Here is a 23,581-nt window from a genome sequence, read left to right as displayed (position 1 = left end):
TATGAAAAAATTCATGGATTGGATGACGAACAAATTTGCTCCGAAAATGAACAAGCTTGCGCGTAATCCCTGGATTGCGTCTGTACAGGAAGCAATCCTAACTGCAATGCCAATGATCTTTATCGGATCATTTACAACAATACTAACAGCCTTTGGAGGTCTGATTGACGGGTTCCCGGATTTCAGTCCATTGTCAACCTTCTCTTTGGGTCTGCTGTCCCTGTACCTTGCCTATCTGGTGCCTTACCTGCTTATGGAAAAGAAACGGCACAATAAGACAAAGAAGGAAGCAGGTCTGGCAGGTATCGGTTTTTTCCTGATGCTAGTAGGTCCCACCTTTGATGAAGCGGGTAACATTCTGTTTCAAAGCTCCACGCTTGGTAACGGCGGTATGATTGCGGCCTTAATGGCAGGCTTGTTTGTAGGCTTTGTGATGAACGCATTCTCTACACATTCCTTCTTTAAAGAAGACAGCGCTATTCCGGATTTCATCACAGTCTGGTTTGATACACTGATTCCGATTCTCATTATCCTGTTCGTCGGATGGCTGTTTATCTTCCAGCTGCACATCAATATCTTTGACTGTATCTATACCTTATTCTCTCCGATCTTGAGTGCGGGTGACAGCTTTCTCGGCTTTGTGGTACTGTATTTCTTCGGCTATACCTTTCTGTACACCTTCGGTATTTCCACATGGGTCATCTATCCAATTGAATCAGCTTTGATTTTACAGGGGATTGCCGCAAATCAGGCGGCTGTCGCTGCCGGAAACGCAGCATCTGTCATAAATGCAGACGGAGTTTCCTATTATTTCACCCTCGGCGGAGGCGGCTGTACCTTGGCGCTTGGACTCATGATGCTGTTTATGGCAAAATCAAAGAAATGCAAGGTCATTGGCAAGGCTTCCCTGGTACCGAATTTATGCAATATCAATGAACCCCTTGTATTTGGTGCACCAATCGCATTTAATCCGATTCTAATGGTTCCTATGTGGATAGTCGGATTGCTTGCCCCTGCATTGACCTGGCTTGCCTTATACTTTGATATCCTGCCGAAAATAACGACCTTATTCTCCTTCTGGTATCTGCCTGGACCAATCTGCTCCTATGCAGTTGGCGGCATGATCGGTCTGTTGTTTACCTTCTTCATATTCGTCTTATCCTGGATTATTTATTATCCGTTCTTCAAGGTATATGACAGACAGTGTATGCAAAAGGAAGAAGAGGATGAAAAGAAAAAGGATCAGCTGGCAAAGCGCAAAGCAATGCGTGAGCGTACAGAAGAAGCATAGAAAGGAAGGGTGTTATGAAAAAAACTACGATCGAACAGCTTAACAGTGCCGCTATGCAAATCATCTTACATGCAGGTGATTGTCGCAATCTGTTGAATGAGGCAGTCAATGCCCTCCTGGAAGATAAAAGTGAGGAGGATATAAAGGCTAAAATAACCGCTGCAAAAAAAGAAATAACGAAGGCTCATGTGATTCAGACCGAAATGATACAAAGCTCCATCAATGAGGATGAACTGCAAACAACATTGCTTTTCACACATGCACAGGATACACTGATGACCATCAACAGCGAGGTCAACTTAACACAGAATATGATACGTCTGTATAGAAAGCTGAAGAAATAATATGTGGAAAACAGCAACCGGATTTCCGAAGGGCTTTTTATGGGGTGGTGCTATTGCCGCAAATCAGGCGGAGGGCGCATGGAATATCGATGGAAAAGGGCCGTCCATGGCTGATATTGAAATTCTTCCGGAACACTATGACCGCAAGCATGTCGTTGGATTTACACATACCGCTCAGCAAATCGAAGAAGCACTGCAGGATAAGGATGGCTATTATCCAAGAAGGCACGGCATTGATTTCTATCATACCTATAAGGAAGATCTTGCACTGATGAAGGAAATGGGATTCAGCTGCTTTCGTACATCCTTCAACTGGACCCGCATTTTCCCAAACGGGGATGAGGATCTGCCGAATGAAGAAGGACTGAGATATTACGATGCACTCCTTGATGAAATGTTGAAAAACGGGATTGAGCCTGTCATGACCGTTTCTCATTATGAAATGCCGGTTCATCTTATTACAAAATACAAGGGCTGGTATGCGCCTGAAATGATTGATTTCTTTGTCCGCTTCTGTGAGATACTGTTTAAACGGTATCATAAAAAAGTAAAATACTGGATACTATTGAATCAGATCAATTCCCTTGGCGGCTGGGGAGAATTCGCCAGTCTGGGTATGGTGGAAGACGGATATGAGGATTGGGAGAGCGCAAAATATCAGGCTACGCATCATCAGTTTGTCGCATGTGCAAAAGCCACAAAGCTGGCGCATGAAATCGATGCGGGAATGCAGATTGGTATGATGCTGGGAGATGATGCATTATATCCTGCCACCTGTCGCCCGGAGGATGTTTTTGCTAATACGCAGCGGATGCAGATGAGCATCTATTTCTACAGTGATGTTTTACTGCGCGGGGAATATCCCGGTTATGCTCTTCGTTATTTCAAGGATCATCAGATACAGATCCATGCAAAGGAGGAAGAACTGAAGCTGTTAAAGGAACACCCTGCAGATTTTCTCTCCTTCTCTTATTACTTCACCCGAATCGTAGATGCGTCGCAGCCTCAGCCTAAAGAAAATCCGTATTTGGAAACCTCTATCTGGGGCTGGGCTACCGATCCTCTCGGATTCCGAAACTCTTTGAATCAGTACTGGGACCGTTATCATGTTCCTATCTTCATTGCGGAGAACGGACTTGGTGCGATTGATACGGTCATTGACGGACACATTCATGATGAGTACCGTATTGCTTATCTGCGTGAGCATATCAAGGCCATGAGGGAAGCCATCCTCGACGGGGTTCAGGTATTTGGGTATGCATCCTGGGGACCAATCGATATCGTCAGCTGCTCACAGGGAGAAATGAGCAAGCGCTATGGCTATATTTACGTGAATCGTGATGATCGCGGTAACGGCAGCAATGCACGAATTCGAAAGGATTCCTTTACCTGGTATCAGCATGTAATTCAAACAAACGGTGAAGAACTGTAAAGCAAAAAGGGATGCCGTATGCATCCCTTTATTATAAATGGAAAGGAGAAATTCTGCAAGAAACGCAGAATCAGACAGATATATGAAGCAATTAAAAAAAGGATTTCCAGCAGATTTTTTATGGGGAGGTGCCATTGCAGCGAATCAGGCAGAAGGTGCTTTTCTGGAAGGCGGGAGAGGATGGAGTGTTGCGGATATTCTCAAGGTGCAGGATAAGGGTGATCTTAAAAAGAAATCAAACAAGGAGACATCCATGAAGGATATCGAAGCTGCTCTGCAGGATACAAAAGGTTATTATCCTAAGCGCTATGGAATTGATTTTTATCACACCTACAAGGAAGATCTAAAGCTGCTGGCAGGCATCGGAATGAACTCCTTCCGCACCTCGATCAGCTGGTCAAGAATCTTTCCTAACGGAGATGAGACTATTCCAAACGAAGAAGGTCTACGCTTTTATGATAATCTGATCGATGAAATTATTAAAAACGGCATGGAGCCATTGATTACCTTATCACATTATGAAATGCCGCTGCATCTGGCAACTGCTTATAATGGATGGAATCATCGCAAAACCATCGATTTCTTTGTAAAATATGCTGATACGGTTATGCGAAGATATAAAGATAAGGTAAAGTACTGGATTGTCGTCAATCAGATCAACCTGATTCATCACGAATCCTTCAATCATCTGGGAATCCCCAGTGATCGCGTTTCTAACCTTATGGAAGCGAAATATCAGGGAATACACAATGAATGCACAGCAAGTGCTATCGTAACAAAAATAGGACATGAAATAAATCCGGATTTTCAGATTGGGATGATGGTATACGATGGTCTAAGCGAACCGCTGACATGTAAACCGGAGGATGTATTTGCGAATATGCAGCGTAATCAGCGTGAATATTTCTTCTCTGATCTTCTGCTGCGCGGAGAGTATCCGGGATATATGCTTCGCTATTTTCAGGAGCACGATATACGGCTGGATATCCGGGAGGAGGATGAGCGCATGTTAAAGGAAAACCCTGCAGATTTTCTGGCGATTTCCTATTATTACACGTGTGCATCTTCCAGCGAAAGCAATTCCTGTGCTGATGTAAATGATGATGGGGCGGTATCCAATCCTTATATAGAGGCTAGTGAATGGGGCTGGGGAATCGATCCGCTTGGTCTGCGAACGGTGTTGAATTATTATTATGATCGTTATCAAAAGCCGATTATCATTGCAGAAAATGGATTTGGGACCTTTGATGAAATCAGTTCGGACGGATGCATTCATGATGAGCGTAGAATTGCTTACCTTCGGGAACATATCCGAAACATGAAGGAAGCGATCATGGATGGAGTAGAGGTCATCGGCTATTATCCATGGGGTCCCATAGATATCATCAGCTGTTCCTCCTCCGAGATGAGTAAGCGTTACGGATTCATTTATGTCGATCAGGATGATTATGGAAACGGAACAAAGCGTCGGCTAAAAAAAGACAGCTACGACTGGTATCGAAGTGTGATTGATTCAAATGGTGAAAATCTGTGATAGGTGAAGAAGCATTCGTTCAATACGAGCAGCTGAGCTTAAAATATCGTCCGTTTTTACATGTATAAGGCGTTACGTTCATAGCTTCAGTGTATAAAAGAGACCTCCTGGTATAATATAAGCAAAAAAGAGAATTTAAACTACGAATAACGCGTAGGATTTCATTCTCTTTTCTTATTTTTCTTGCCAAACTCGGCTTAATTGAGGTTATTTAAAATCCGGAAATATCCATGTTAGGATATCTATGATTTTACCTATAACCCTACCTTGCTCATCACATTTCTTCTTTTCATTGGCCACATATGCAATTTGTTCTCGGGTAAAGCCTTCCTTCAGCAGATCTTCTACCTCTTTATCAGTCATCATTTCTTTAATAAGATTCTCCAGCTCTTCTTTCTCAACTAATGGCTTATTTCTATCAGGCACTTGTTTTTTGATTTTATTTCTCACTTACAAGTTAAGCGGAATACATACAATTAAAGTATTTACCACTTGGGGCTAAAACACATTGGTTGCCATTAGAAAGTTTTACAGACTGTAAATTCTGCTGTTCATCTGCATAAGCATCAGTCATGTTGCTGTATTTGTTCCATGCAAACTTAACTTTATTTATTAACTCTGCTTTTATTATTTTGTTTGTAGCCTGTTTTACCACACCACCTGCTGCCATCCATCCTATTAAAATTGGAATACCTTTAAATAAAATCCAAATTTTAATGGTCCAAATGATTCTTCCATTTACATATAATTCACCTTTAATTACTTCAACTTTTTGACCCTCAAAAGGAGTGTCTTTCAATTCCTTCTCTGAGAATACATAATTTGCGTTTTCAAGCTGCTCTTTTTGATTTTGGCTGTATGAGCCTGTTTCTACAATGTACTTTTCCGGTATTTCTTTTGAACTAACAGTATACTTTACATCTCCTAACACTCCAACACAAAGACATAATGATACGATGATAGCTGCTATTTTTTTCATATGATTCGCCTCCTTTAAATAGTACTTCTTTCACCTATATCATATCAAAATAATTTTTAAAATATAGAATTACATTATTCAACTTTTTATGGTATACTATTCTTAATAGCTACAGTATCTAACGGAATAAAGCTAAAATCGGTACTTATTTAAAGAAAGTCTAACCATTCACCTCTTTGATGTCAAATTGTTTGAAAAAAAGCAGGGATAATTTCCTACGAAAAGGGTAACTCATTATCTGTATATGCATAAACCGGCAGCTGTACTGACATATGTGACAGCTCATCATCTTCCTCATTTTCATACCCGTTTTTATAATCTACCTGAACTCTGGATATCCTTGTCTCCCATTCAAACACATGGATATCCAAATCATTTACGCAGTCGCCCAGTTCCCTTCATCCGGTATAAATACAGGCGTGATCTTTTTCCAATGCAATCGTGTTACAGTGTCCCGGATCACTCTGAAAATATACACTTAGTGAAATGCTAATTCTGCGCCAAGGCCCGCTGTCAACGGTCTATAGAATTCCTTGCCATTATTGTTGATAGGGGTATATAAATTACTTTGTACAGGAAACCACTCAAGGGGAAACCCTCGCTCCTACTGCATTCGCCTTTCCTCTTTCCCGACAGACCTGGATAATCCAAACGGCAATGCTCTTCTGTGGTTTCTGATGTATCATAACATCTTTCAAATTTTTGATGAATGTGTCATATTCCATCTCGCAGTGAATCAGTCTTCTCGTCCTGCATAATGATACTTTATATCTGCTTCCTTATTGCGTATTAAGCTGCATCCAAGAGAATCATGATGAAAAGCTTCATTGTATCTAACGTACGCTCCTGTAGAAATACATGTGAATTTCTATGGAACACCTCGTGGCTTAGTCGCGAGGTGTTTCCTTTGGTTCCATCACCCTCTGCTATGCACACCGCCTTTCATCAACAGCTCCTCAATGTCACGATCATTTTCCAGATCATAGTCGCCAATCAACTGCCCTGTATGATGATACCGTATCCCCGCCTCTTCATTGCGTTTTAAACAACGCATGATTTCTGCCGGTCCGCTTTTTTGCAGGCATTGATTAAAAACACGCACTCTTCTTTTCTTCAGCATATCCTCATCGCAGGGAAACTCGTCACACACATAACAGCCGTCCATTCCTTTTCTCAGGCAGCAGGCCAAAATACCGCACATATCCTTATGCTCACAGCCCCTCGCATGACAGCCTGGGCAATCTGATTCCGAGCACACACAGCAGGCAAGACCGCAGTATGCCATTCCTCTATCCTCTCTCATAAAGCACCTCATTTCCTGCTTTATCATACCAAAAAAACTACGACAGCACTATGTCATAGTTTCCTGTTTATTTCTCATACTGCTTCAGCATTGCCCTGCAGTCTGCTTTTATGCGTTCCACCAGCTCCTCCGGCTCCAGCACCCGTACAGTATTTCCCATGCCGAGTAAGCTTGCATACCAGAAATGCTCCTGCTTTGGTACCTGCATGCAATACAGAAAGGATGTGTCCGCATATACCTCCATGATTGTTCCCTGAAAATATTCCAGCACTCTGCCTCTGGCCTCCGGTTGACAGTGCAGCTTGATCGTCCAGATAACCTGCGTATCCGTTTCATCCAGCTGCTTCAGAATTTCACGCAGACAGGGATGCTTACGATTTGTATGTTCAGCTTCCTGTAGCTGTTCCATCCGTACCAGCTTATACATCCGATAGGCCTGCTTATCCACATCCCAGCCGACCAGATACCAGGCATACCAGCGAAAAATCAGTGCCACCGCCTCGCAGAAGCGTTTTGTCTGCTTCCCCTGAGCGTCCGTATATTGAAAAGTAACGCTGTGCCTTGCGGCAATCACAGACTGTAATAGCCTGCGCTGTTCGATAGCCGTTTCATTCGCAACGGAAAAATCAAGCTGCACCCCCAAGGTGTCTTCCTCATGCTTTGGAAAAAGCAGCTTCGCGGTTTGTACCTCCTTATGCAGACCGGCACTCTCCATACTGTCCAGGGATGCCGCAATGATAGCGTGATCCTGTTCCTTTACCAGAGCCACAGGCAGCTTGTATCCCTCCTGCAGCTCATAGCCTCCATTCACGCCGCTATACGCAATGATGGGGACACCTGCCATGGACAGGGTATCCATATCCCGCTGAATACAGCGCAGGGACACCTCAAAGGTATCCGCAAGACAGCGTCCGCTTGCCCGTTTGTGATTCAAGAGATACAGGGTTATCGCGTACAGACGATCTGCCTTCATCCTAAGCTATCCTGCACACATCCACCCACGCTGCCTGCGGAAGCAGTGTCTCCAGCTCCGCAATGGTCAGCCTGATTGCGGAATTCGGTGTACCGCAGGCAGGATATACAAAATCAAACCGCTTTAACGAAACATCCAGATATATGCGGATATCCGCAGGTACACCAAACGGGCATACACCGCCGATGGCATGATTCGTATAGGCTTCCACCTCATCCCCCTTCAGCATTTTCGCCTTACAGCCGAAGGTTTCCTTATATGCATGATTGTCCACCCTGCAATCACCGGCAGCTACCACGATAACAGCATGCTCCCTCACCATAAAGGAAAGCAATTTTGCGATGCGCTCCGGCTGTGTTCCAAGGGCCTGTGCCGCCTGTTCCACGGTCGCACTGGATGCGTTCAGCACCAGGATGTCCTGTTCCTTATGATACTGCTTCAGGTATGCTCTTGCCTGTTCCATTGCCATTTTCTTATCCTCCTGATTTTCTAATACTCCACGCCCTTGCGTGCAGCTATGCCTTTTTGATAAGGATGCCTGTGTTCCACCATCTCCGTATGATAGTCACATATATCCAGCAGCTCCTGCGAGGGATTGCGGCCGGTGAGGATGACTTCCAAATCCCAATGCTCCTGTAAAAAGTGCAGGAGTTCTTCCTCCTTCAGCAGTCCCAGCTGTACAGCATCCAGAACCTCATCCAGAAAGATGCATGTGCATTCCTTTGCCCTGTCCTTTACCCATGCGAACAGCTCCTGTATGCCCTGTCTGGTTGCCAGCTGCTCCTGCTCCTGCATTTGAAAATAAAACCCCTGCGGCATTCGTGTCGCACGCACCTTTACACAGGATAAAGCCTGCAAAGCACGCAGCTCCCCGCTTGTGCCATCTTTTAAAAACTGCGCTACCGCAACACGCCTTTCATATCCCGCCTGACGCAGAACCAGGCCGAAGCCGGCAGTCGTCTTTCCCTTTCCGTTTCCACTGTATATATGCAGCATCCGTACATCCTCCTTATGCCATTTCATCCGCTATTATACCATAGGTGTGCATATTGTGTAACGGTTTCAGCTATAAATGCAAATTTGTGAAACTTCGTGGTAAAAATGTGAAAGTTTTTCATGAAAATATTGATTTTATGTACAAAACAAGGTATCATCATAATATCATATAGAAAAGAGAGGTTAGTCTTATGAAGAAAAAATTATTGGGAGGACTTGCACTGGCACTGCTTCTTGCAGGATGTGGAAACAGTGGCGACAGCGACAAAGAAAAAACGGATGATGGAAAGAAGACATATAAAATCGGCATCATCCAGCAGATGGAGCATCCTGCGCTCGACAGTGCCAGAGAGGGACTGGAGAAATATCTGAAGGGTAAGAGCGATGCGAAGTTTGAGATTACGGTAAAAAATGCACAGGGGGACAACGGAACGGCAGATACGATTGCCAAGCAGTTTGTTTCCGATGATGTGGATCTGATTTATTCCATTGCGACCAACGCATCACAGGCTGCCGTAAATGCGACCGGTGGAACAGATATTCCGGTTGTATTCAATGCAGTAACGGATGGTGTGGAAGCAAAGCTGGTCACCAGCAATGAAAAGCCTGGTGGCAATGTTACCGGCGTCAGCGATGCCGCACCGCTGGAAAAGCAGCTGGAGATGATTCGTGAATTCCTGCCCGAAGCAAAGAAGATCGGTATGATCTACAATATCGGAGAAGTAAACGGTAAGCTTCAGGTGAAACAGGTGGAAAAGCTGGCTTCAAAATATAACTTTAAAATCGTCAAGAAAGGCGTCAGTGCTACTACAGAAATCGCAACCGCTGCAGAACAGCTGGCAGGCGATGTTGATTGTATTTATAATATTACCGACAATATGGTCGTTTCCGCTACTGCCTCCATTACAGATAAGGCAAATGCAAAGAATATTCCGGTATTTGCGGCTGAGGACGGGCAGATGAAGGCCGGGCTGCTGGCAAGTGATTCCATCAGCTATGAAAAGCTTGGAGAGCAGGCAGGCAGTGTTGCCTACGATATTCTTGTCAATGGTAAAAAAGCAGGCGATATCCCTGTGGAAACCGCAAAGGATACCACTCTGTATATCAACAAAAAGGTCGCAGAGCAGCTGGGTATTAAAATCCCGGATTCACTGGCAGAACGTGCAACGTTTGTAGAAGAATAAAGTAAGGTGTGAATACGTATGGATTTTATATTAGACGTTACGGCGCAGGGTCTGGCTTACAGTATCCTCGCCATCGGAGTCCTGCTGACCTATCAGGTTCTGGACTATGCAGATCTGACCGTTGAGGGCAGCTTTCCTCTCGGTGCTGCTGCGGGTGCCATGTGTGTAATGCATGGCATCAATCCGTTTCTTTCCCTAATTGTGGCATTTATTGCAGGACTTGCGGCCGGTTATGCGACCGGCTTCCTGCATGTTAAATTCGGTATCTCCAGCCTTTTAAGCGGTATTCTCGTCATGACAGGGCTGTATTCAATCAATCTGATTGTAGCGGGAGATATGAGCAACATTCCATTGTTTACCTATGACACGATTTTCTCCTACGGGGCGCTGCTTGGCAATTCCGCAGGAGGATCACTGGGCACCTGGATCGTGAAGCTGTGGCCGATTTTCATCCTGCTGGTTCTCGTTTTATTCCTGAAGCTGCTGATGGACTGGTTTCTGGATACGAAATACGGCTTTCTTATGCGTATTGCAGGAGACAATCCGCAGTTGATTGCGACACTGGGAAAGGATATCGGACATATCAAAATGAACGGTCTTGCCATCTCCAACGGCTATGCCGCTGTGTCCGGTGCAGTGGTTTCTCAGTTTCTGAAATATTTTGATATCACGCTGGGTACCGGAATGATCGTTATGGGACTGGCTTCTGTCATCATGGGGCTGACGCTGTTCAAACGCTTTACATTCATCGGCTTCACAACAAGTGTAATTCTCGGTGCCATCACCTATCGGCTGACGATTGCGGCTACCTTAAAGGTGGGTCTGCCGCCAAGCTATCTGAAGCTGATCATGGCTGTCATCTTTATCGCGGTGCTTGTTCTCGGCAATGGTGTGATGGGGAAATTCTTCCATCGCAAGGTTCAGGAATCGTGAGGTGAGAGTATGCTGAAACTAGAACATGTAAAAAAGACCTTCAACAAGGGCAGTGCCAATGAGGTCATCCTGTACAGGGATTTGAATGTGGAAATCCACGACGGTGAATTTGTCACGATTATCGGTTCCAACGGCAGTGGAAAATCAACGTTTTTCAATGTTATCAGCGGAAATATCCGACAGGATGCAGGAAGTGTCTCCTTTAACGGAAAGGATGTTTCCCGTCTTCCTGAGCATAAACGCTCCCAGTTTATAGGACGTGTATTTCAGGACCCGCAGAAGGGAACCTCCCCTTCTCTGACAATATTGCAGAATATGGCAATGGCCTATCATAAGGGAAAAAGCTTTGGTCTTACTAAGGGAGTGGATAAGGCTTTGATTCCACTGTTTGAAAGAGAGCTTGCAGATATGCAGCTGGGGCTGGAAAACAAGCTGCATGTCAGTGTCGGTTCCCTGTCCGGCGGACAAAGGCAGGCATTATCGTTATTGATGGCAACCCTGATTACACCGCAGCTTCTGCTGCTGGATGAGCATACGGCTGCCCTTGATCCGAAAACAAGCGATCTGATTATCCAGCTGACCAAGAAAATTGTGGAAGAAAAGAAAATGACTACCATCATGATCACCCACAACCTGAAGCATGCCATCACCTACGGGGATCGTCTGCTGATGTTTCACAAGGGGGAAATTATTATGGATATACCAAAAGAGGAAAAGAAACAGCTGACAGTGGAAAAGCTGATTGAGAAGTTTAATTCCCTGAATATGCTGGATGCTCTCGATGATGAGCTGGCATTCAGTGCACAATAGAATACGATAGCGATAGACTTTTGCGGGAACGTATCCTGTGGAAGTCTTTTTCCTGTCCGAAGGGGAGAATACCGGCTACAAATGTCACACATAGCCGTGGAATGTGCACATGTTTCACTGCTTGCGCCAAGAAAAGAAAACGTGCAGCCCTATTGACCTCACGTTTTCCCTGCAGTATTCAGCCGTTCTGTATGGAATCAGTTTCCACCTCGTATATCCGCTTTTCGCTCCGGCTTCAGTGATACCTTTTCAAAGATAAAATCTCCGCCGTCTCCCAGCGGGCTCTGCGCCACCAGACCGACCTTTAATTCTTCTTCCATTTCCATGCGTAATATGCGATGCATCCTCCAGTGCAACCCATCCAGAGAATAATGAATCGCAAATATATGATCTTTGCGGCATAGCTGCAGCCATATGGAATCGCTGTCTGTTTCCACTCCATTGCAGTCATCTGAGGTTGTATCCGTTATAACAGATACAACAGCTCTGGTATGCAGATCGGTATACTCAAAGCAGGCCTTCACCCAGCGTGTTTCAGACTCCATTGCCATAAGAGCCGGTGCATCATAGGTGGAAAGAAAGCGCTGGGACACCTTTGCCTGCAGGACAAAATCCCCTTTCACCCGCTGAAACAGAAAGGCTGCACTGGCATGAGCCTTTCCAGTAATCGGACCCACTACAAAGTCGCTTTTCGCGCTGGCATGCAGGATAATCGTTCCATCCTCCTGCCTATAGGATGCATCATTCATTGTTTCAAATGTCATGTTTCCTCTCCTTTATTCGTTTCCATACGCTTCATCCCAGATTCCTCCTTCGCCTTCAGCCGGCATACATGATAGGCACGGTCTCTATGCTCGATATTTTTCTCATAATTCTTCTGGTAGATAACGGAATAAACAAGATCAAGCAGATATTGTGCAGATACATGAGAGGAAAAGGTTGTTATTTTCTGATAGGAAGATTCAAAGCCGCAAAGATACAGACGGCAGGTGGCAAAATAATGCAGTGTCTTATCGTGTCTGCTGGATAACAGCAGGACGGTTACCTTATTCTCATACAGCTGCTTTACACATTCCTGCACATGATCGGAGATTCCCGCGTAGGAAAGGATGATTGCCACATCCCCCTGCTTGGCGGAGGCACAGTACAGACGCTGCTGCAGCAATTCCCCCGCGACATGGATATGCATGCCGATTTCCTCCATCTTGCGTGCAAAATTCTCCGCTGCCTGCAGATTGGTATTCGTCGTAAGAATATAGGTGAAGCGTGCCTGATAAATATGCTCTGCGAACGTTTCCAGCTGTGTGATATCAAGCAGCCGTATGGTTTCATCAATCGAGGTTTTATACAGACTGCCCAGTGTCTGAATCAGCTGTGCGGTGGATTCCTTTTCCGTAAAGGGGTAATCGTAATTCACCTCACTGGGACTGCTCAGCTTCTCGTTCAGCTCACTTGCCAGCTGAATGCGAAAGGCGGAAAAGCCCTCAAAGCCGAGCTTATGGCAGAAGCGATAGACACAGGAGGTACTGACTGCAGCTGCCTGTGCCAGCTGTGTGCCGTTCATACGTATGACCTCTATGCTGTTTTTTAGAATATAATCACACAGGGCCTGCTCGTTCGCACTCCAGCTGCGGGTATTCTGTAAGGTTTCCCGTATATGCATACACATCCGTCCTTTCCTCTTCATTATAGCGGTATGACAAAACTTTGTCATTCCTCTTTCGTGCTTTGACAATTTTTTTTCATATTTTCCGTTTTCCACAGCGAAACCGTGTCAACCTTTTTTCAACCGTTCCCTTGTCTGTTTACAGGATAGGAGTTTCTGCGTTACACTGCATATGTCAAAAGGAGGACAATCTTATGTATAAACTGATCGTCTGCAGTGTCGATGATACACTGCTAACCAACAATCACACACTGAGCGAGGATACAAAGGAAGCACTGCTGCAGGCCCAGCAGGCCGGTGCACGTCTGGCTCTGATCTCACGCCGTTCTCCGCAAAATCTGAAAAAGATCGCAGAAAAGCTGCAGATGAATACGTATAAGGGTTATATCGCCGCCTGTCACGGAGCCTTTCTGCAGGAAATGGGCAGTGAACGCGTACTGCGGAAGAAAGAGGTTTCGCTGAAGCTGGTGGATAGAATCAAGGCACTTGCCGAAGGACAGGATGTCACACTGTCGATTGTGGAAAACGGCTGTCTGTATGCGAGTGGCATTGACCCTTATGTACAGCTGGAGGCTTTACTGAACGATATGCGGCTGTGTCCCTGGGAGGCATTTGAGGACATCAGTGATACGGTATTGAAGCTCTATGTTACCGGAGAAAGCAGCGCCTTAAACGGCTTTATCAGCTGGATGCCGAAAACCCTGGAGGAAGAAATCAAGCTGATTCGCAGCGGCAGAAATATGTGCAGCATTGTCCATGCCGATGTGGATAAGGGAACCGCATTACAGTGTATTATGCAGGATATGGACATTCAGAAGGAGGATGTGCTGTTGATTGCGGACAGTACCAATGACAAGGCGATGGCACCGTATGCAGGCTGTGTAAGCGTTATGGCGAATGCAGAGGATGAGGTGAGAAAGGATGCCGCCTTCCTTACGCACAGCAATGAAGGTGATGGTATCGTACGGACACTGGAGGTACTGACACAGGATGTGGAGGTCATATAACAGCGGCAGTATGTAACAGCAATTGATAACACCAGACATAGAAACGGGAATTCTTTCAAAAGCAGTTGGAAAAGTTCCCGTTTTGTTTTATACTGAAGGAGATGTAACCGTTAACAAGTTATGGAGGAATGCTATGAGCAGATTAACGATTATGACCGCTACCAATGCGCAGCGGGTCATAGAAGATCTCTACAAGGATCTGGAACGAAGAATCATCGCCAGTCCGCCGGGCCTTTGTCCGGTTGATATGGCAAGTGCTTTTCTGAAGCTGTGTCATGCACAGACATGCGGGAAATGCGTACCCTGCCGTGTCGGTCTGGCACAGCTGCAGATGCTGCTGGAGGATGTACTGGAGGGAAGAGCGGAGCTTTCCACTATCGATCTGATTGAAAAGACTGCACAGAATATCTCATGGAGTGCGGACTGTGCAATCGGACAGGAGGCTGCCGACATGGTGCTGAAGGGTGTGCAGGGATTTCGGGATGATTATGAGGAGCATATCCTGCACGGACGCTGTACGGCCAGTCTCAATCAGCCGGTTCCCTGTGTTTCCATGTGTCCGGCCGGTGTGGATATTCCCGGCTATATCGCATTGGTGAAGGAAGGAAGAAATGCCGATGCTGTCCGACTGATACGGAAGGATAATCCCTTCCCTGCCGTCTGTGCCTATATCTGTGAGCATCCGTGTGAAGCGCGATGCAGGAGAAACATGCTGGATGATTCCATCAATATCCGCGGTATCAAGCGCTATGCTGTCGATCATGCCGGCTATGTGCCGCCAGAGCCCTGTGCAAAATCCACCGGAAAGCGGATCGCCATTGTCGGTGGAGGACCCGGTGGTTTAAGCGCTGCATATTATCTGCAGCGAATGGGGCATCAGACAGTAGTTTATGAAAAACGAAAATCCCTGGGAGGCATGCTGCGCTATGGAATCCCCAACTACCGGCTGCCCAGAGCACGCCTGGATGAGGAAATCGAAGTAATAAAAGCCGCAGGTGTGGAAATTCATACCGGTGTGGATATCGGTAAGGATATCGCCATGTGTGATCTGGATAAGGAATTTGATGCTGTTTATCTCGCCATCGGTGCACAGACAGATAAAAAAGTGGGTATTCCGGGAGAGGATGGAGAAAATGTCATTTCAGCGGTTACGATGCTGCGGAAAATCGGTGATGACATCATGCCGGACTTCAAGGGAAAACGCGTGCTCGTCATCGGTGGCGGAAATGTTGCCATGGATGTTGCCAGAAGCAGTAAGCGGCTTGGTGCAGCCTATGTGGGAATCGCCTATCGCAGACGACAGGAGGATATGACTGCCCTGCCGCAGGAGGTTGAGGGTGCACTCGCGGAGGGCTGTGAGCTATTGCCTTTACAGGCACCAACGCGCATTGAACTGGATGAGGAACAGAAGGTCGCGGCTTTATGGGTACAGCCGCAGATGATTTCTTCCTATCGCAAAGGACGTCCTTCACCGAAGCAGGCGGATACAGAGGAAAAACGGATACCCTGTGATATCGTCGTTGTGGCCATCGGTCAGGGTATAGAATCTCAGCATTTTGCGGAAGAGGGTGTCCCAATCCGCCATGGTGCTATCGACGCGCTGGATCATTCCGGTGTGGAAAACATGGAAGGCATATTTGCCGGGGGAGACTGTGTAACCGGTCCGGCTACCGTGATCCGTGCCATTGCGGCAGGTAAGGTCGCGGCTGCCAATATTGATGAGTATCTCGGCTATCATCATGCGATTGAATGCGATGTGATCATTCCTGCGGCGAATTATGCAGATCGTCCAAAATGCGGCCGTATACAGCTGAAGGAGCGACAGACCACCATACGAAATGCTGATTTTGAGCCGATTGAATATGGTATGAGCAGTGAGGAGGCACAGCAGGAATGCGGACGATGCCTGCGCTGCGACCATTACGGCTTCGGTGTATTCAAAGGAGGAAGAACGACAAAATGGTAACGATAACGATTGATCATCAGCAGATTGCCGTCGATGAGCAGCTGACAATTCTAGAAGCCGCAAAAGAGGCACATATCGAAATTCCTCATCTTTGTTATCTCAGGGATATCAATGAAATTGGCGCATGCCGTGTCTGCGTAGTAGAGCTTCAGGGTAAGGATAAGCTGGTCACCGCATGCAACACCGTAGTCCAGGAGGGGATGGTCATTTATACCAATTCCCCAAAGGTACGCTATGCACGCAGATGTAATGTGGAGCTTCTGCTTTCTCAGCATGACTGCGAATGCGCCTACTGTTCACGAAGCGGAAATTGTTCACTACAGAAGATAAGCAACGACCTGGGTATCACTTCCCTTCCATATGAAAAAAAGGTGATGTATACCCCATGGAATCAAAGCTTTCCTTTGATTCGGGAAAGCAACAAATGCATCAAGTGCATGCGCTGTATTCAGATATGCGACAAGGTACAGAACCTGCAGGTATGGGATGTGCAGAATACCGGCTCCCGTACAACAGTGAATGTATCCCTGAACCGCAGTATTGAAGAGGCGGAATGCAGCTTATGCGGACAGTGTATCACACATTGTCCGGTGAATGCCCTGCATGTGCGCGAAGACAGCGAGCGTGCCTTTGCGGCATTTAACGATCCGGATAAAATTACCATTGTGCAGATTGCTCCGGCTGTCCGTGCCGCGTGGGGGGAATCGCTCGGGCTGCGTCGGGAAGAGGCAACGATTGAAAAGCTGGGAGATGCCTTTCGCAGAATGGGTGCTGATTATGTTTTCGATACGGATTTTGCAGCGGATCTTACCATCATGGAGGAGGCCAGTGAATTTCTGGAACGACTGCACCATAATAAGGAGCAGGAAATGCCGATGTTCACCTCCTGCTGTCCGGGTTGGGTACGTTTTCTGAAATCGCAGTATCCGGATATGGTTTCCCATTTATCCACATCAAAATCACCGCATCAGATGTTTGGTGCTGTTACGAAAACATGGTTTGCGGAAAAGCTTGGTGTTGATCCATCGAGCATTTATAATATTTCTGTCATGCCATGTGTTGCAAAGAAGCATGAAATTGATATTCCGGTCATGAATGATTCCGGTTACCGTGATGTGGATGTCGTTTTGACAACCCGTGAGGTAGTCCGTATGATCCATGCCGAGCATATCGATGTCGGCTATCTGCAGGATCATCCACTGGATGACCCGCTTGGAACGGCCAGTGGAGCCGGTGTGATTTTCGGAGCTACCGGCGGTGTCATGGAAGCTGCCCTGCGCAGTGCCTATTATTTTGTGACCGATGAAAATGCAGATGCGGATGCATTTGCGGATGTCCGCGGTATGGATGGCTGGAAGGAATCCACATTTGAAATACAGGGAATCCCGGTACGATGTGCTATCGTCAGCGGACTCGGAAATACCCGCAGACTCATCGAGGCCATGCGCAGGAAGGAAGTAGCCTATGATTTCATCGAGGTTATGGCTTGTCCGGGCGGCTGCAGCGGCGGAGGCGGACAGCCGATCCATGACGGGGAGGAGCTTGCGGCTGAGCGTGCCGATACGCTGTATCATCTGGATCGCAACGCCAAGCTTCGCTATTCGCATGAAAATCCCTCCATTCATGCTTTGTATGATGAATATCTAGGAAAGCCGCTTTCAGAGCTTGCGGAGAAGCTGCTGCATACCGATCATGAAGCCTGGCAGATGCCGCATACAGAACATTAAAAAACAGCTGTCCAAGCAGAAAGAGAATACAGCCTCTCATTGTGAAGTTCTCTTATAACAGCAGACAAAGCAACGTATAAAGGCATGGAATCCAGTGGATGATTCTGTGCCTTTCCATTTCATACACGTACCTTCGTACAGAGAAAGCTGCCCTGCCAGTAGGTCAATTGCAGGTGGTCATAGAGGAAGCCTCATTGAAGTAATCCATCATCCTATGCAAAACCACGCATACTTCTTTCATTTTCCCCAAACCTTACGTATAATAAAGGTAACAAAACGGAGATGATACCATGACAGAAGTTCTTCAAAAGCAAGCAGCAACGCTCTATAAGCTTCCTCGCTTTCGCACTGCATTTCATAATGTTATTCTATACTCACTGCGCAGCAACGGATATTATGACTACCGCTATATCAGCAGAAGCATCACCCGCGCAGATGTTCTGGTTGCGGACACCCCTGCTTCACAGCTGCAATATCTTACCGAGATATCCGATCAGACACTGCTGCACTACACCTTAAAGCACGCGGCGGTGATGGAGAAACGCCATCTGCTGCTGCTGGAGCTGTTGAGACAGGCAGGGTATGAAAAAGACATAGCGGTTAAGGATGCTATTCTATATGAGAAGGATGCTGTGCAGCTAGTAGAAATCACCTCCCTTCCGCAATATATGGAAATCATCCTACAGTATCGTAGGGCGCATGTTTCCTTCTATTTCCGCGGACATCAGAATATGAATTATAAGATGACTCCCTCCCTGTTTCGCAGTCCTGACATGGCGGTGCGGGAGGATGCCATCTATAAGCAGACGCTGATTGAATATCCGATGGATTTTTATAACAGCAGAAGCCATTTTGAAAAGCTGGTGAAAATGCAGCACTATCAGGTGTGCACCCGTTTGCTCGACCTGACAACCAATCCTCTTGTGGCACTGTTTTTCGCCTGTGAGGATGCCACAAGGGATACCGGACAGGTTCTCGTATTTGAGAGCAGGGAAGCCCCGTTGTTTCCGGACAGTGATAAGATCTGTATGCTTTCCAGTCTGGGCTTTTTGAAAGAGGATGTCCGAAAAGCATTACGTGATGAAGACGCAGAAGCATTTTCCGGAAGCGTGAGTGCCGCAATGCTCCTGCATGAAATTCAGCGGGAATTACCGGCCTTTCAGCCCTATATAAAGCAGCGTGACCTACGACAGGTTTTGCTTGTGCAGGCAGCCATGGATAACATTCGCATACAGCGCCAAAACGGCTTGTTCTTCCTATGTGGAAACTATGCCAGTGATGACGAGGAGCTGCAGAGTGTCCTGCGTAATAAGCTGCTGCACCAGCAGGGAAAACAGATGATTTTTTATATCAAAAGGAAGAAACAGCTGCTGGAGGAATTGAAGCTGGTACATATGTCACATAAAGACCTGTATGGAAATCTGCAGGAAGCTGCATGGGATATCATGCATAGCACTCGGTAGAATTGGAGAAGTTATGGAAACCTATAAAATTTCACAGATAGCAAAGCTACTTGGATTAAGCAGTGACACAATACGCTTTTATGAAAAAAAGGGTCTGGTACACCCTTCTGTGAATCCGGACAATCAATATCGGGAATATGATCTGGACAATATTCTGGAGCTGCTGGATATCATATATTACCGGCATCTGGATATATCCTTACAGGATATTCAATCCATCTGCACCAGCAGAAGCAGGGAAAATATGTATGAGCTGCTGTTGAAAAAGAAACAGGAAACGGAAGAAAAAATACGGTATGAGCAGCAGCTTCTGAAAAAGCTCACCTGCATATCCGAGACGTATCAAAGAGTGGAATCCAATCAGAACATCTGCAGTATCAAAGCCTTTCCGGCTTCTGTGATTCTGTTTGAAAGTGAAAAAACAAGTGATTTTTTCACTCAGCAGATTGCCCATCTGACACAGGATCAGTTTGTCTTCTGCTCCCTGTTTAAAACCTATCATATCGACAACTGTGACATACAGCCGAGAAAAACCATCATTGCACTGGAACAGGATATCATGGAGGAACTGCACATGGACTATCCGCAGGCACAGCTGATAAAGGCGCATAAGCAGCCCTGTGTGTTCCTTGTGATTCACATGCTTCACAGTCAGATTCACCCTGAGGATATTGCACCGCTGCTCACCTTTGCCGCAAAGCAGAAGCTAACCCTGCAGGATACCCTGTATCTGCGGGAGATACCGCTTACCAGCTATCAGGATGATCAGAATTATTATGCAGAGCTGTATATTCCCATATGTGAGGAGTAAATCCTCATTTTTTATTATTTTTTCTTGACCTTGGAGCTGCTTCAGGGTTTATACTTACATCCGCACGGAGGTGAAGTCAAAATGAAAAAAGATTATATACACAAGCAGTTCTGGAACTATGTGCTTCCTTCCATGTTCACAATGCTGTTAAGCGGCTTCTATGCGATTGTGGATGGGTTGTTTGTAGGGAATGCAGTGGGGGATACTGCTCTGGGGGCTATCAACCTCGCTTATCCGATACAGGTAATATTAAATGCTACAGCAATCGGACTGGGGATTGGAGGATCTGTTGTCATGTCCCGCAGCCGTGGTGATGGAAAAGAGGACAAGGCACGCCATGCCATGGGATCGACACTGGCACTGCTGCTTGTCTGTGGAATCATTTTGTCTGTAGGACTGCTTGCACTGCACCCGATGCTGCTGCGTATGCTGGGAGCGAAGGGAGCCATGTATGCACAGGCCCGCTCCTATATCATAGTTGTACTTATGGGGGGACTGCTCCCTGTTCTTGGCAACGGATTGAATCCACTGCTGCGCAATTACGGGAAAACCTTTCTGGCAACGGCAATCATGAGCAGCGGACTGATGACGAATATCATCCTCGATTATTTATTTGTCTTCCGTTTTCATATGGGACTGGCAGGTGCGGCTTGGGCAACCATCACTGCACAGGGTGTCGTCGCTGTCCTTACGCTGCTCTATATGTATGCCAGAGAACTTAAAAGCTATTCCCGAAAGGATATTGTGCCGGACGTACCGCTTGTGCAATCCATCGTCCGCATCGGACTTTCCCCCTTCGGACAGACAATGGCACCTTCTCTTGTTATCGTATTAACCAACTGGATGTGTCTGCGTTATGGCGGTGATGCAGCGGTTACCATTTATTCGGTGGTTTCCTATGTACTGTGCAGTGCACAGCTGCTGCTTCAGGGAATCGGCGACGGTGTACAGCCTTTGATCAGCTTTTATTACGGTGCCAAAAAGGAGGATAAGATTCATATTCTGTATCGAAAAGCCTTTTTTGTAACGATTGCGGTTTCTCTGATTCTCTGCATAGCGGTAGTCCTCTTCCTGAATCCGCTGACCGCTCTGTTTGGAATCAGCGATGCCATCTTTGAAGGAGCGAAGACTGCTATTTTGATCACTACGCTGTCTTTTCCCTTTCTCGGTATTACCAGAGTTACATCAGCCATTTTTTATGCGACAGAAAAAACACGAAATTCCACTTTTCTGGTCTACATGGAGCCCTGCTTACTATTACCCTTAAGTTTGTTTGCTTTATCCTTCCTGTTTCAGCTGAACGGAATCTGGATGGCCTACCCTGCAGCACAGCTGATTCTTTGCGGAATCGCCCTGTTTATGAAAAATCCCCTGCACGCACCTGCCGCACTGCCGCAGACACAGGAACAGACGCTGTGTTAACGCGAACGACCCCAGAATTACAGACGACGGAATGCTATATTTGCGTGCTTTCTGTAATACAATTATTAAGATGCAGCACAATGTAATAAAGCACGGTATGACGCTGTTGTATCTAACTCGTATTACGACATGCAATACACAAATAAAATAGAAGAAGTAAATTCCAATGCGGTTCTTACTCATGGGGAAAATCAAAAAAGGAGAATTCAGCGCTATTATCTTTCATAGATAAGTTTGAATTCTCTTTTTGCAAACGCCCTGAAAATAACATGATGCTGAAGCTTTATTACTTTCCTCATTTTTTCAGGTTTTCCCTTATTTCTTTACTCGATTTTCTCAGGTTTAGCAGCTTCCCTTATTAGGGAAGAATTCAGCTGTGTATATCGGCTTTTTCTTTTATAAAATAATTGTCTCCATATTACGATTAACGCTTGATCGCAGCTATGAGCAGCATCATCGGTCTGCGCATTTCATCCCGCATGCCTTCAATATCCAGCATATGCTCCGGAGGCTGCGGCTCTATGATGTGCTGAAGCTCAAAGCCATTGCACAGCAGTGTATCGAGATAGGTGGTTAGCGTACGATGGTATTTAACCACTCTTTCCCCCAGAAAGTTCGCCTCCCGCTTTCCTTCGTAATAATAATTATCCACAGGAAAATGCAGGATTTCCCCATTCTCAGCATAATACCAGTCCTGCGTACCATAGGCTGTGAAAACCGGATGCTCAACCGAGAAGACAAAGCTTCCTTTCGGTGTCAGCCATGTGGAAATAGCGGCTGCAAGCTGTTTAAAATCCTTTACATAATGAAATGCCAGAGAGCTGATAACCACATCAAAGGATGCCTTGGGGAATTGCAGATCCTCCATTGCGCTGCATTGATAGGTGATAGCGTAATCTCTGCTTTTTTCTTCTGCAACTGCCAGCATTTTTTTTGAAATATCCACACCATGCACGGATGCAGCTTTCTGCTGTGCAGCATATATACAGTGCCAGCCATAGCCGCATCCAAGATCAAGAACGCGTTTTCCTTCAAAATCCGGAAGCAGTTGTTTCAGCTGTGACCATTCACCGGCTCCCTCCAGTCCCTGAACAGAACGGTTCATTTCCTTATATTTATTGAAAAATACATCGTCGTCATATTTATTTTCTTTCATATTCATGTCCTCCCATGCGAATTATGCATTGCTTATCTGATTGGAATTCACATGGGTCTATGCAATCTTTTGTCCAAGGATGCCTTTTCTCACAGGACAACACTCCTTCCTGAAACCATATATTTCTGTATTAAGTATAGCATACGGCATCAAATCCTGCCATCCTGTAAACGCTGTATTTCCATAAGAGAAAAGACAAAAGGGCCGCAGGCACCAGCCAAATTCTCATAAATCAGAAGCATTACACTGCTCATAGCACAGCATCTATTTGCAGCTTTATCAATGAATCACAGCGCAAAAAGAAAAAGCCTTCTGCAGACTGCAGAAAGCCGTATTCTTTCCTATCTCTCGTTGTTCAGACTGGAGAAGAAGGAAAGCTGATAAATACCACAGATACCTACCAGAATATAAACAGCTCTGGAAAGAATCGATCCGGTACCAAACAGCATATCTACCAGGTTGAAATCAAAGAGTCCAATCAGACCCCAGTTGACACAGCCGATAATACTGATAATCAAAACGATATAATTTATGACTTTCATATACATCCTCCTTGCTATTTAGTCTGGACATTTTCCTGTGGT

General features: G+C 45.9%; 24 protein-coding genes. 13 read left to right on the top strand and 11 right to left on the bottom strand.

The genetic code is table 11. The features are described from left to right. Window position 1: 1 nt before the first annotated feature. The 4 genes from ACESPQ_RS02600 to ACESPQ_RS02585 all read left to right on the top strand — a co-directional run bounded on the left by ACESPQ_RS02600 (window position 2) and on the right by ACESPQ_RS02585 (window position 4,601). Complete coding sequence (locus ACESPQ_RS02600) at window positions 2–1,291, top strand: PTS sugar transporter subunit IIC (protein WP_002605870.1); 1,290 nt, start codon at window positions 2–4, stop codon at window positions 1,289–1,291. Window positions 1,292–1,305: 14 nt separating this feature from the next. Then, on the top strand, window positions 1,306–1,635 hold the full coding sequence (locus tag ACESPQ_RS02595; RefSeq protein WP_002605871.1) for a PTS lactose/cellobiose transporter subunit IIA: 330 nt from the start codon (window positions 1,306–1,308) through the stop codon (window positions 1,633–1,635). 1 nt (window position 1,636) lies between these two features. Further along, window positions 1,637–3,067: a glycoside hydrolase family 1 protein gene (locus tag ACESPQ_RS02590; RefSeq protein WP_373143895.1), complete on the top strand. Its 1,431-nt coding sequence runs from the start codon at window positions 1,637–1,639 to the stop codon at window positions 3,065–3,067. 82 nt (window positions 3,068–3,149) lie between these two features. After that, window positions 3,150–4,601, top strand: a complete 1,452-nt coding sequence (locus tag ACESPQ_RS02585; protein WP_002605873.1) for a glycoside hydrolase family 1 protein — start codon at window positions 3,150–3,152, stop codon at window positions 4,599–4,601. A gap of 207 nt (window positions 4,602–4,808) precedes the next feature. Here the strand turns inward: ACESPQ_RS02585 and ACESPQ_RS02580 are convergent, their stop codons facing one another. The 7 genes from ACESPQ_RS02580 to ACESPQ_RS02550 form a co-directional block, all read right to left on the bottom strand. Continuing rightward, window positions 4,809–5,051, bottom strand: a complete 243-nt coding sequence (locus ACESPQ_RS02580; protein ID WP_002605874.1) for a hypothetical protein — start codon at window positions 5,049–5,051, stop codon at window positions 4,809–4,811. Between the two features lie 7 nt (window positions 5,052–5,058). Continuing rightward, a complete protein-coding gene (locus ACESPQ_RS02575; RefSeq protein WP_373143894.1) occupies window positions 5,059–5,580 on the bottom strand; it encodes a hypothetical protein in 522 nt (173 codons plus the stop codon). Between the two features lie 215 nt (window positions 5,581–5,795). Then, window positions 5,796–5,939 (bottom strand): hypothetical protein, encoded by a 144-nt coding sequence (locus ACESPQ_RS02570; protein ID WP_156346849.1) that lies wholly within the window; start codon window positions 5,937–5,939, stop codon window positions 5,796–5,798. 557 nt (window positions 5,940–6,496) lie between these two features. Next, window positions 6,497–6,883, bottom strand: coding sequence for a DUF3795 domain-containing protein (locus ACESPQ_RS02565; RefSeq protein ID WP_008728371.1), 387 nt, complete (start codon window positions 6,881–6,883; stop codon window positions 6,497–6,499). A 67-nt stretch (window positions 6,884–6,950) separates the two neighbouring features. Next, window positions 6,951–7,856, bottom strand: coding sequence for a helix-turn-helix transcriptional regulator (locus ACESPQ_RS02560; protein WP_002605877.1), 906 nt, complete (start codon window positions 7,854–7,856; stop codon window positions 6,951–6,953). A gap of 1 nt (window position 7,857) precedes the next feature. Then, the gene (locus tag ACESPQ_RS02555) at window positions 7,858–8,325 is read right to left on the bottom strand and encodes a YbaK/EbsC family protein (protein WP_373143892.1); all 468 of its coding nucleotides are present in this window, start codon (window positions 8,323–8,325) and stop codon (window positions 7,858–7,860) included. 20 nt (window positions 8,326–8,345) lie between these two features. Next, complete coding sequence (locus ACESPQ_RS02550; RefSeq protein ID WP_373143891.1) at window positions 8,346–8,852, bottom strand: cob(I)yrinic acid a,c-diamide adenosyltransferase; 507 nt, start codon at window positions 8,850–8,852, stop codon at window positions 8,346–8,348. A 191-nt stretch (window positions 8,853–9,043) separates the two neighbouring features. Here ACESPQ_RS02550 and ACESPQ_RS02545 point away from each other — a divergent pair, with 191 nt between their 5' ends. The 3 genes from ACESPQ_RS02545 to ACESPQ_RS02535 are packed head-to-tail and all read left to right on the top strand — an operon-like array spanning window position 9,044 to window position 11,779. Then, window positions 9,044–10,036: an ABC transporter substrate-binding protein gene (locus ACESPQ_RS02545; protein ID WP_002605880.1), complete on the top strand. Its 993-nt coding sequence runs from the start codon at window positions 9,044–9,046 to the stop codon at window positions 10,034–10,036. 18 nt (window positions 10,037–10,054) lie between these two features. Then, on the top strand, window positions 10,055–10,969 hold the full coding sequence (locus ACESPQ_RS02540) for an ABC transporter permease (RefSeq protein ID WP_373143890.1): 915 nt from the start codon (window positions 10,055–10,057) through the stop codon (window positions 10,967–10,969). A gap of 9 nt (window positions 10,970–10,978) precedes the next feature. Beyond that, entirely contained in the window at window positions 10,979–11,779 is an 801-nt protein-coding gene (locus ACESPQ_RS02535; protein WP_002605882.1) for an ABC transporter ATP-binding protein, read from the top strand. 197 nt (window positions 11,780–11,976) lie between these two features. Here the strand turns inward: ACESPQ_RS02535 and ACESPQ_RS02530 are convergent, their stop codons facing one another. Both ACESPQ_RS02530 and ACESPQ_RS02525 read right to left on the bottom strand, forming a co-directional pair. After that, a complete protein-coding gene (locus ACESPQ_RS02530) occupies window positions 11,977–12,543 on the bottom strand; it encodes a DUF1349 domain-containing protein (protein ID WP_373143887.1) in 567 nt (188 codons plus the stop codon). Then, the gene (locus tag ACESPQ_RS02525; protein ID WP_233105299.1) at window positions 12,540–13,442 is read right to left on the bottom strand and encodes a MurR/RpiR family transcriptional regulator; all 903 of its coding nucleotides are present in this window, start codon (window positions 13,440–13,442) and stop codon (window positions 12,540–12,542) included. Before ACESPQ_RS02525 ends, ACESPQ_RS02530 begins: the two co-directional genes overlap by 4 nt. Before the next feature lie 197 nt (window positions 13,443–13,639). Between ACESPQ_RS02525 and ACESPQ_RS02520 the strand changes: the two genes are divergently transcribed. The 6 genes from ACESPQ_RS02520 (at window position 13,640) to ACESPQ_RS02495 (ending at window position 21,841) form a co-directional block, all read left to right on the top strand. Beyond that, window positions 13,640–14,452, top strand: a complete 813-nt coding sequence (locus ACESPQ_RS02520) for an HAD hydrolase family protein (protein WP_002605885.1) — start codon at window positions 13,640–13,642, stop codon at window positions 14,450–14,452. Between the two features lie 133 nt (window positions 14,453–14,585). Further along, window positions 14,586–16,418: an NAD(P)-binding protein gene (locus ACESPQ_RS02515; protein ID WP_002605886.1), complete on the top strand. Its 1,833-nt coding sequence runs from the start codon at window positions 14,586–14,588 to the stop codon at window positions 16,416–16,418. Beyond that, window positions 16,412–18,145, top strand: a complete 1,734-nt coding sequence (locus tag ACESPQ_RS02510) for a [FeFe] hydrogenase, group A (protein WP_109769750.1) — start codon at window positions 16,412–16,414, stop codon at window positions 18,143–18,145. Before ACESPQ_RS02515 ends, ACESPQ_RS02510 begins: the two co-directional genes overlap by 7 nt. Window positions 18,146–18,435: 290 nt before the next feature. Continuing rightward, window positions 18,436–19,608 carry an FRG domain-containing protein gene (locus tag ACESPQ_RS02505; protein WP_373143885.1) on the top strand — a complete coding sequence of 391 codons (1,173 nt, stop codon included), beginning with the start codon at window positions 18,436–18,438 and terminating at the stop codon, window positions 19,606–19,608. A 13-nt stretch (window positions 19,609–19,621) separates the two neighbouring features. Continuing rightward, the gene (locus tag ACESPQ_RS02500; RefSeq protein ID WP_373143881.1) at window positions 19,622–20,419 is read left to right on the top strand and encodes a MerR family transcriptional regulator; all 798 of its coding nucleotides are present in this window, start codon (window positions 19,622–19,624) and stop codon (window positions 20,417–20,419) included. An 81-nt stretch (window positions 20,420–20,500) separates the two neighbouring features. Continuing rightward, window positions 20,501–21,841, top strand: coding sequence for an MATE family efflux transporter (locus ACESPQ_RS02495; protein WP_065532510.1), 1,341 nt, complete (start codon window positions 20,501–20,503; stop codon window positions 21,839–21,841). A gap of 424 nt (window positions 21,842–22,265) precedes the next feature. Here ACESPQ_RS02495 and ACESPQ_RS02490 read toward each other — a convergent pair whose 3' ends face one another. Together ACESPQ_RS02490 and ACESPQ_RS02485 are read right to left on the bottom strand one after the other, a co-directional pair. Beyond that, on the bottom strand, window positions 22,266–22,997 hold the full coding sequence (locus ACESPQ_RS02490; protein ID WP_002605891.1) for a class I SAM-dependent methyltransferase: 732 nt from the start codon (window positions 22,995–22,997) through the stop codon (window positions 22,266–22,268). Window positions 22,998–23,338: 341 nt separating this feature from the next. Further along, window positions 23,339–23,539 (bottom strand): DUF378 domain-containing protein, encoded by a 201-nt coding sequence (locus tag ACESPQ_RS02485; RefSeq protein WP_002605892.1) that lies wholly within the window; start codon window positions 23,537–23,539, stop codon window positions 23,339–23,341. Window positions 23,540–23,581 lie beyond the last annotated feature (42 nt).

It is taken from the genome of Clostridium sp. HGF2 (assembly GCF_964240115.1).
GTDB lineage: Bacteria > Bacillota_I > Bacilli_A > Erysipelotrichales > Erysipelotrichaceae > Clostridium_AQ > Clostridium_AQ innocuum.
Note: the sequence above shows the minus strand (reverse complement) of the source record. Positions and strands in the feature narration are given on the sequence as shown.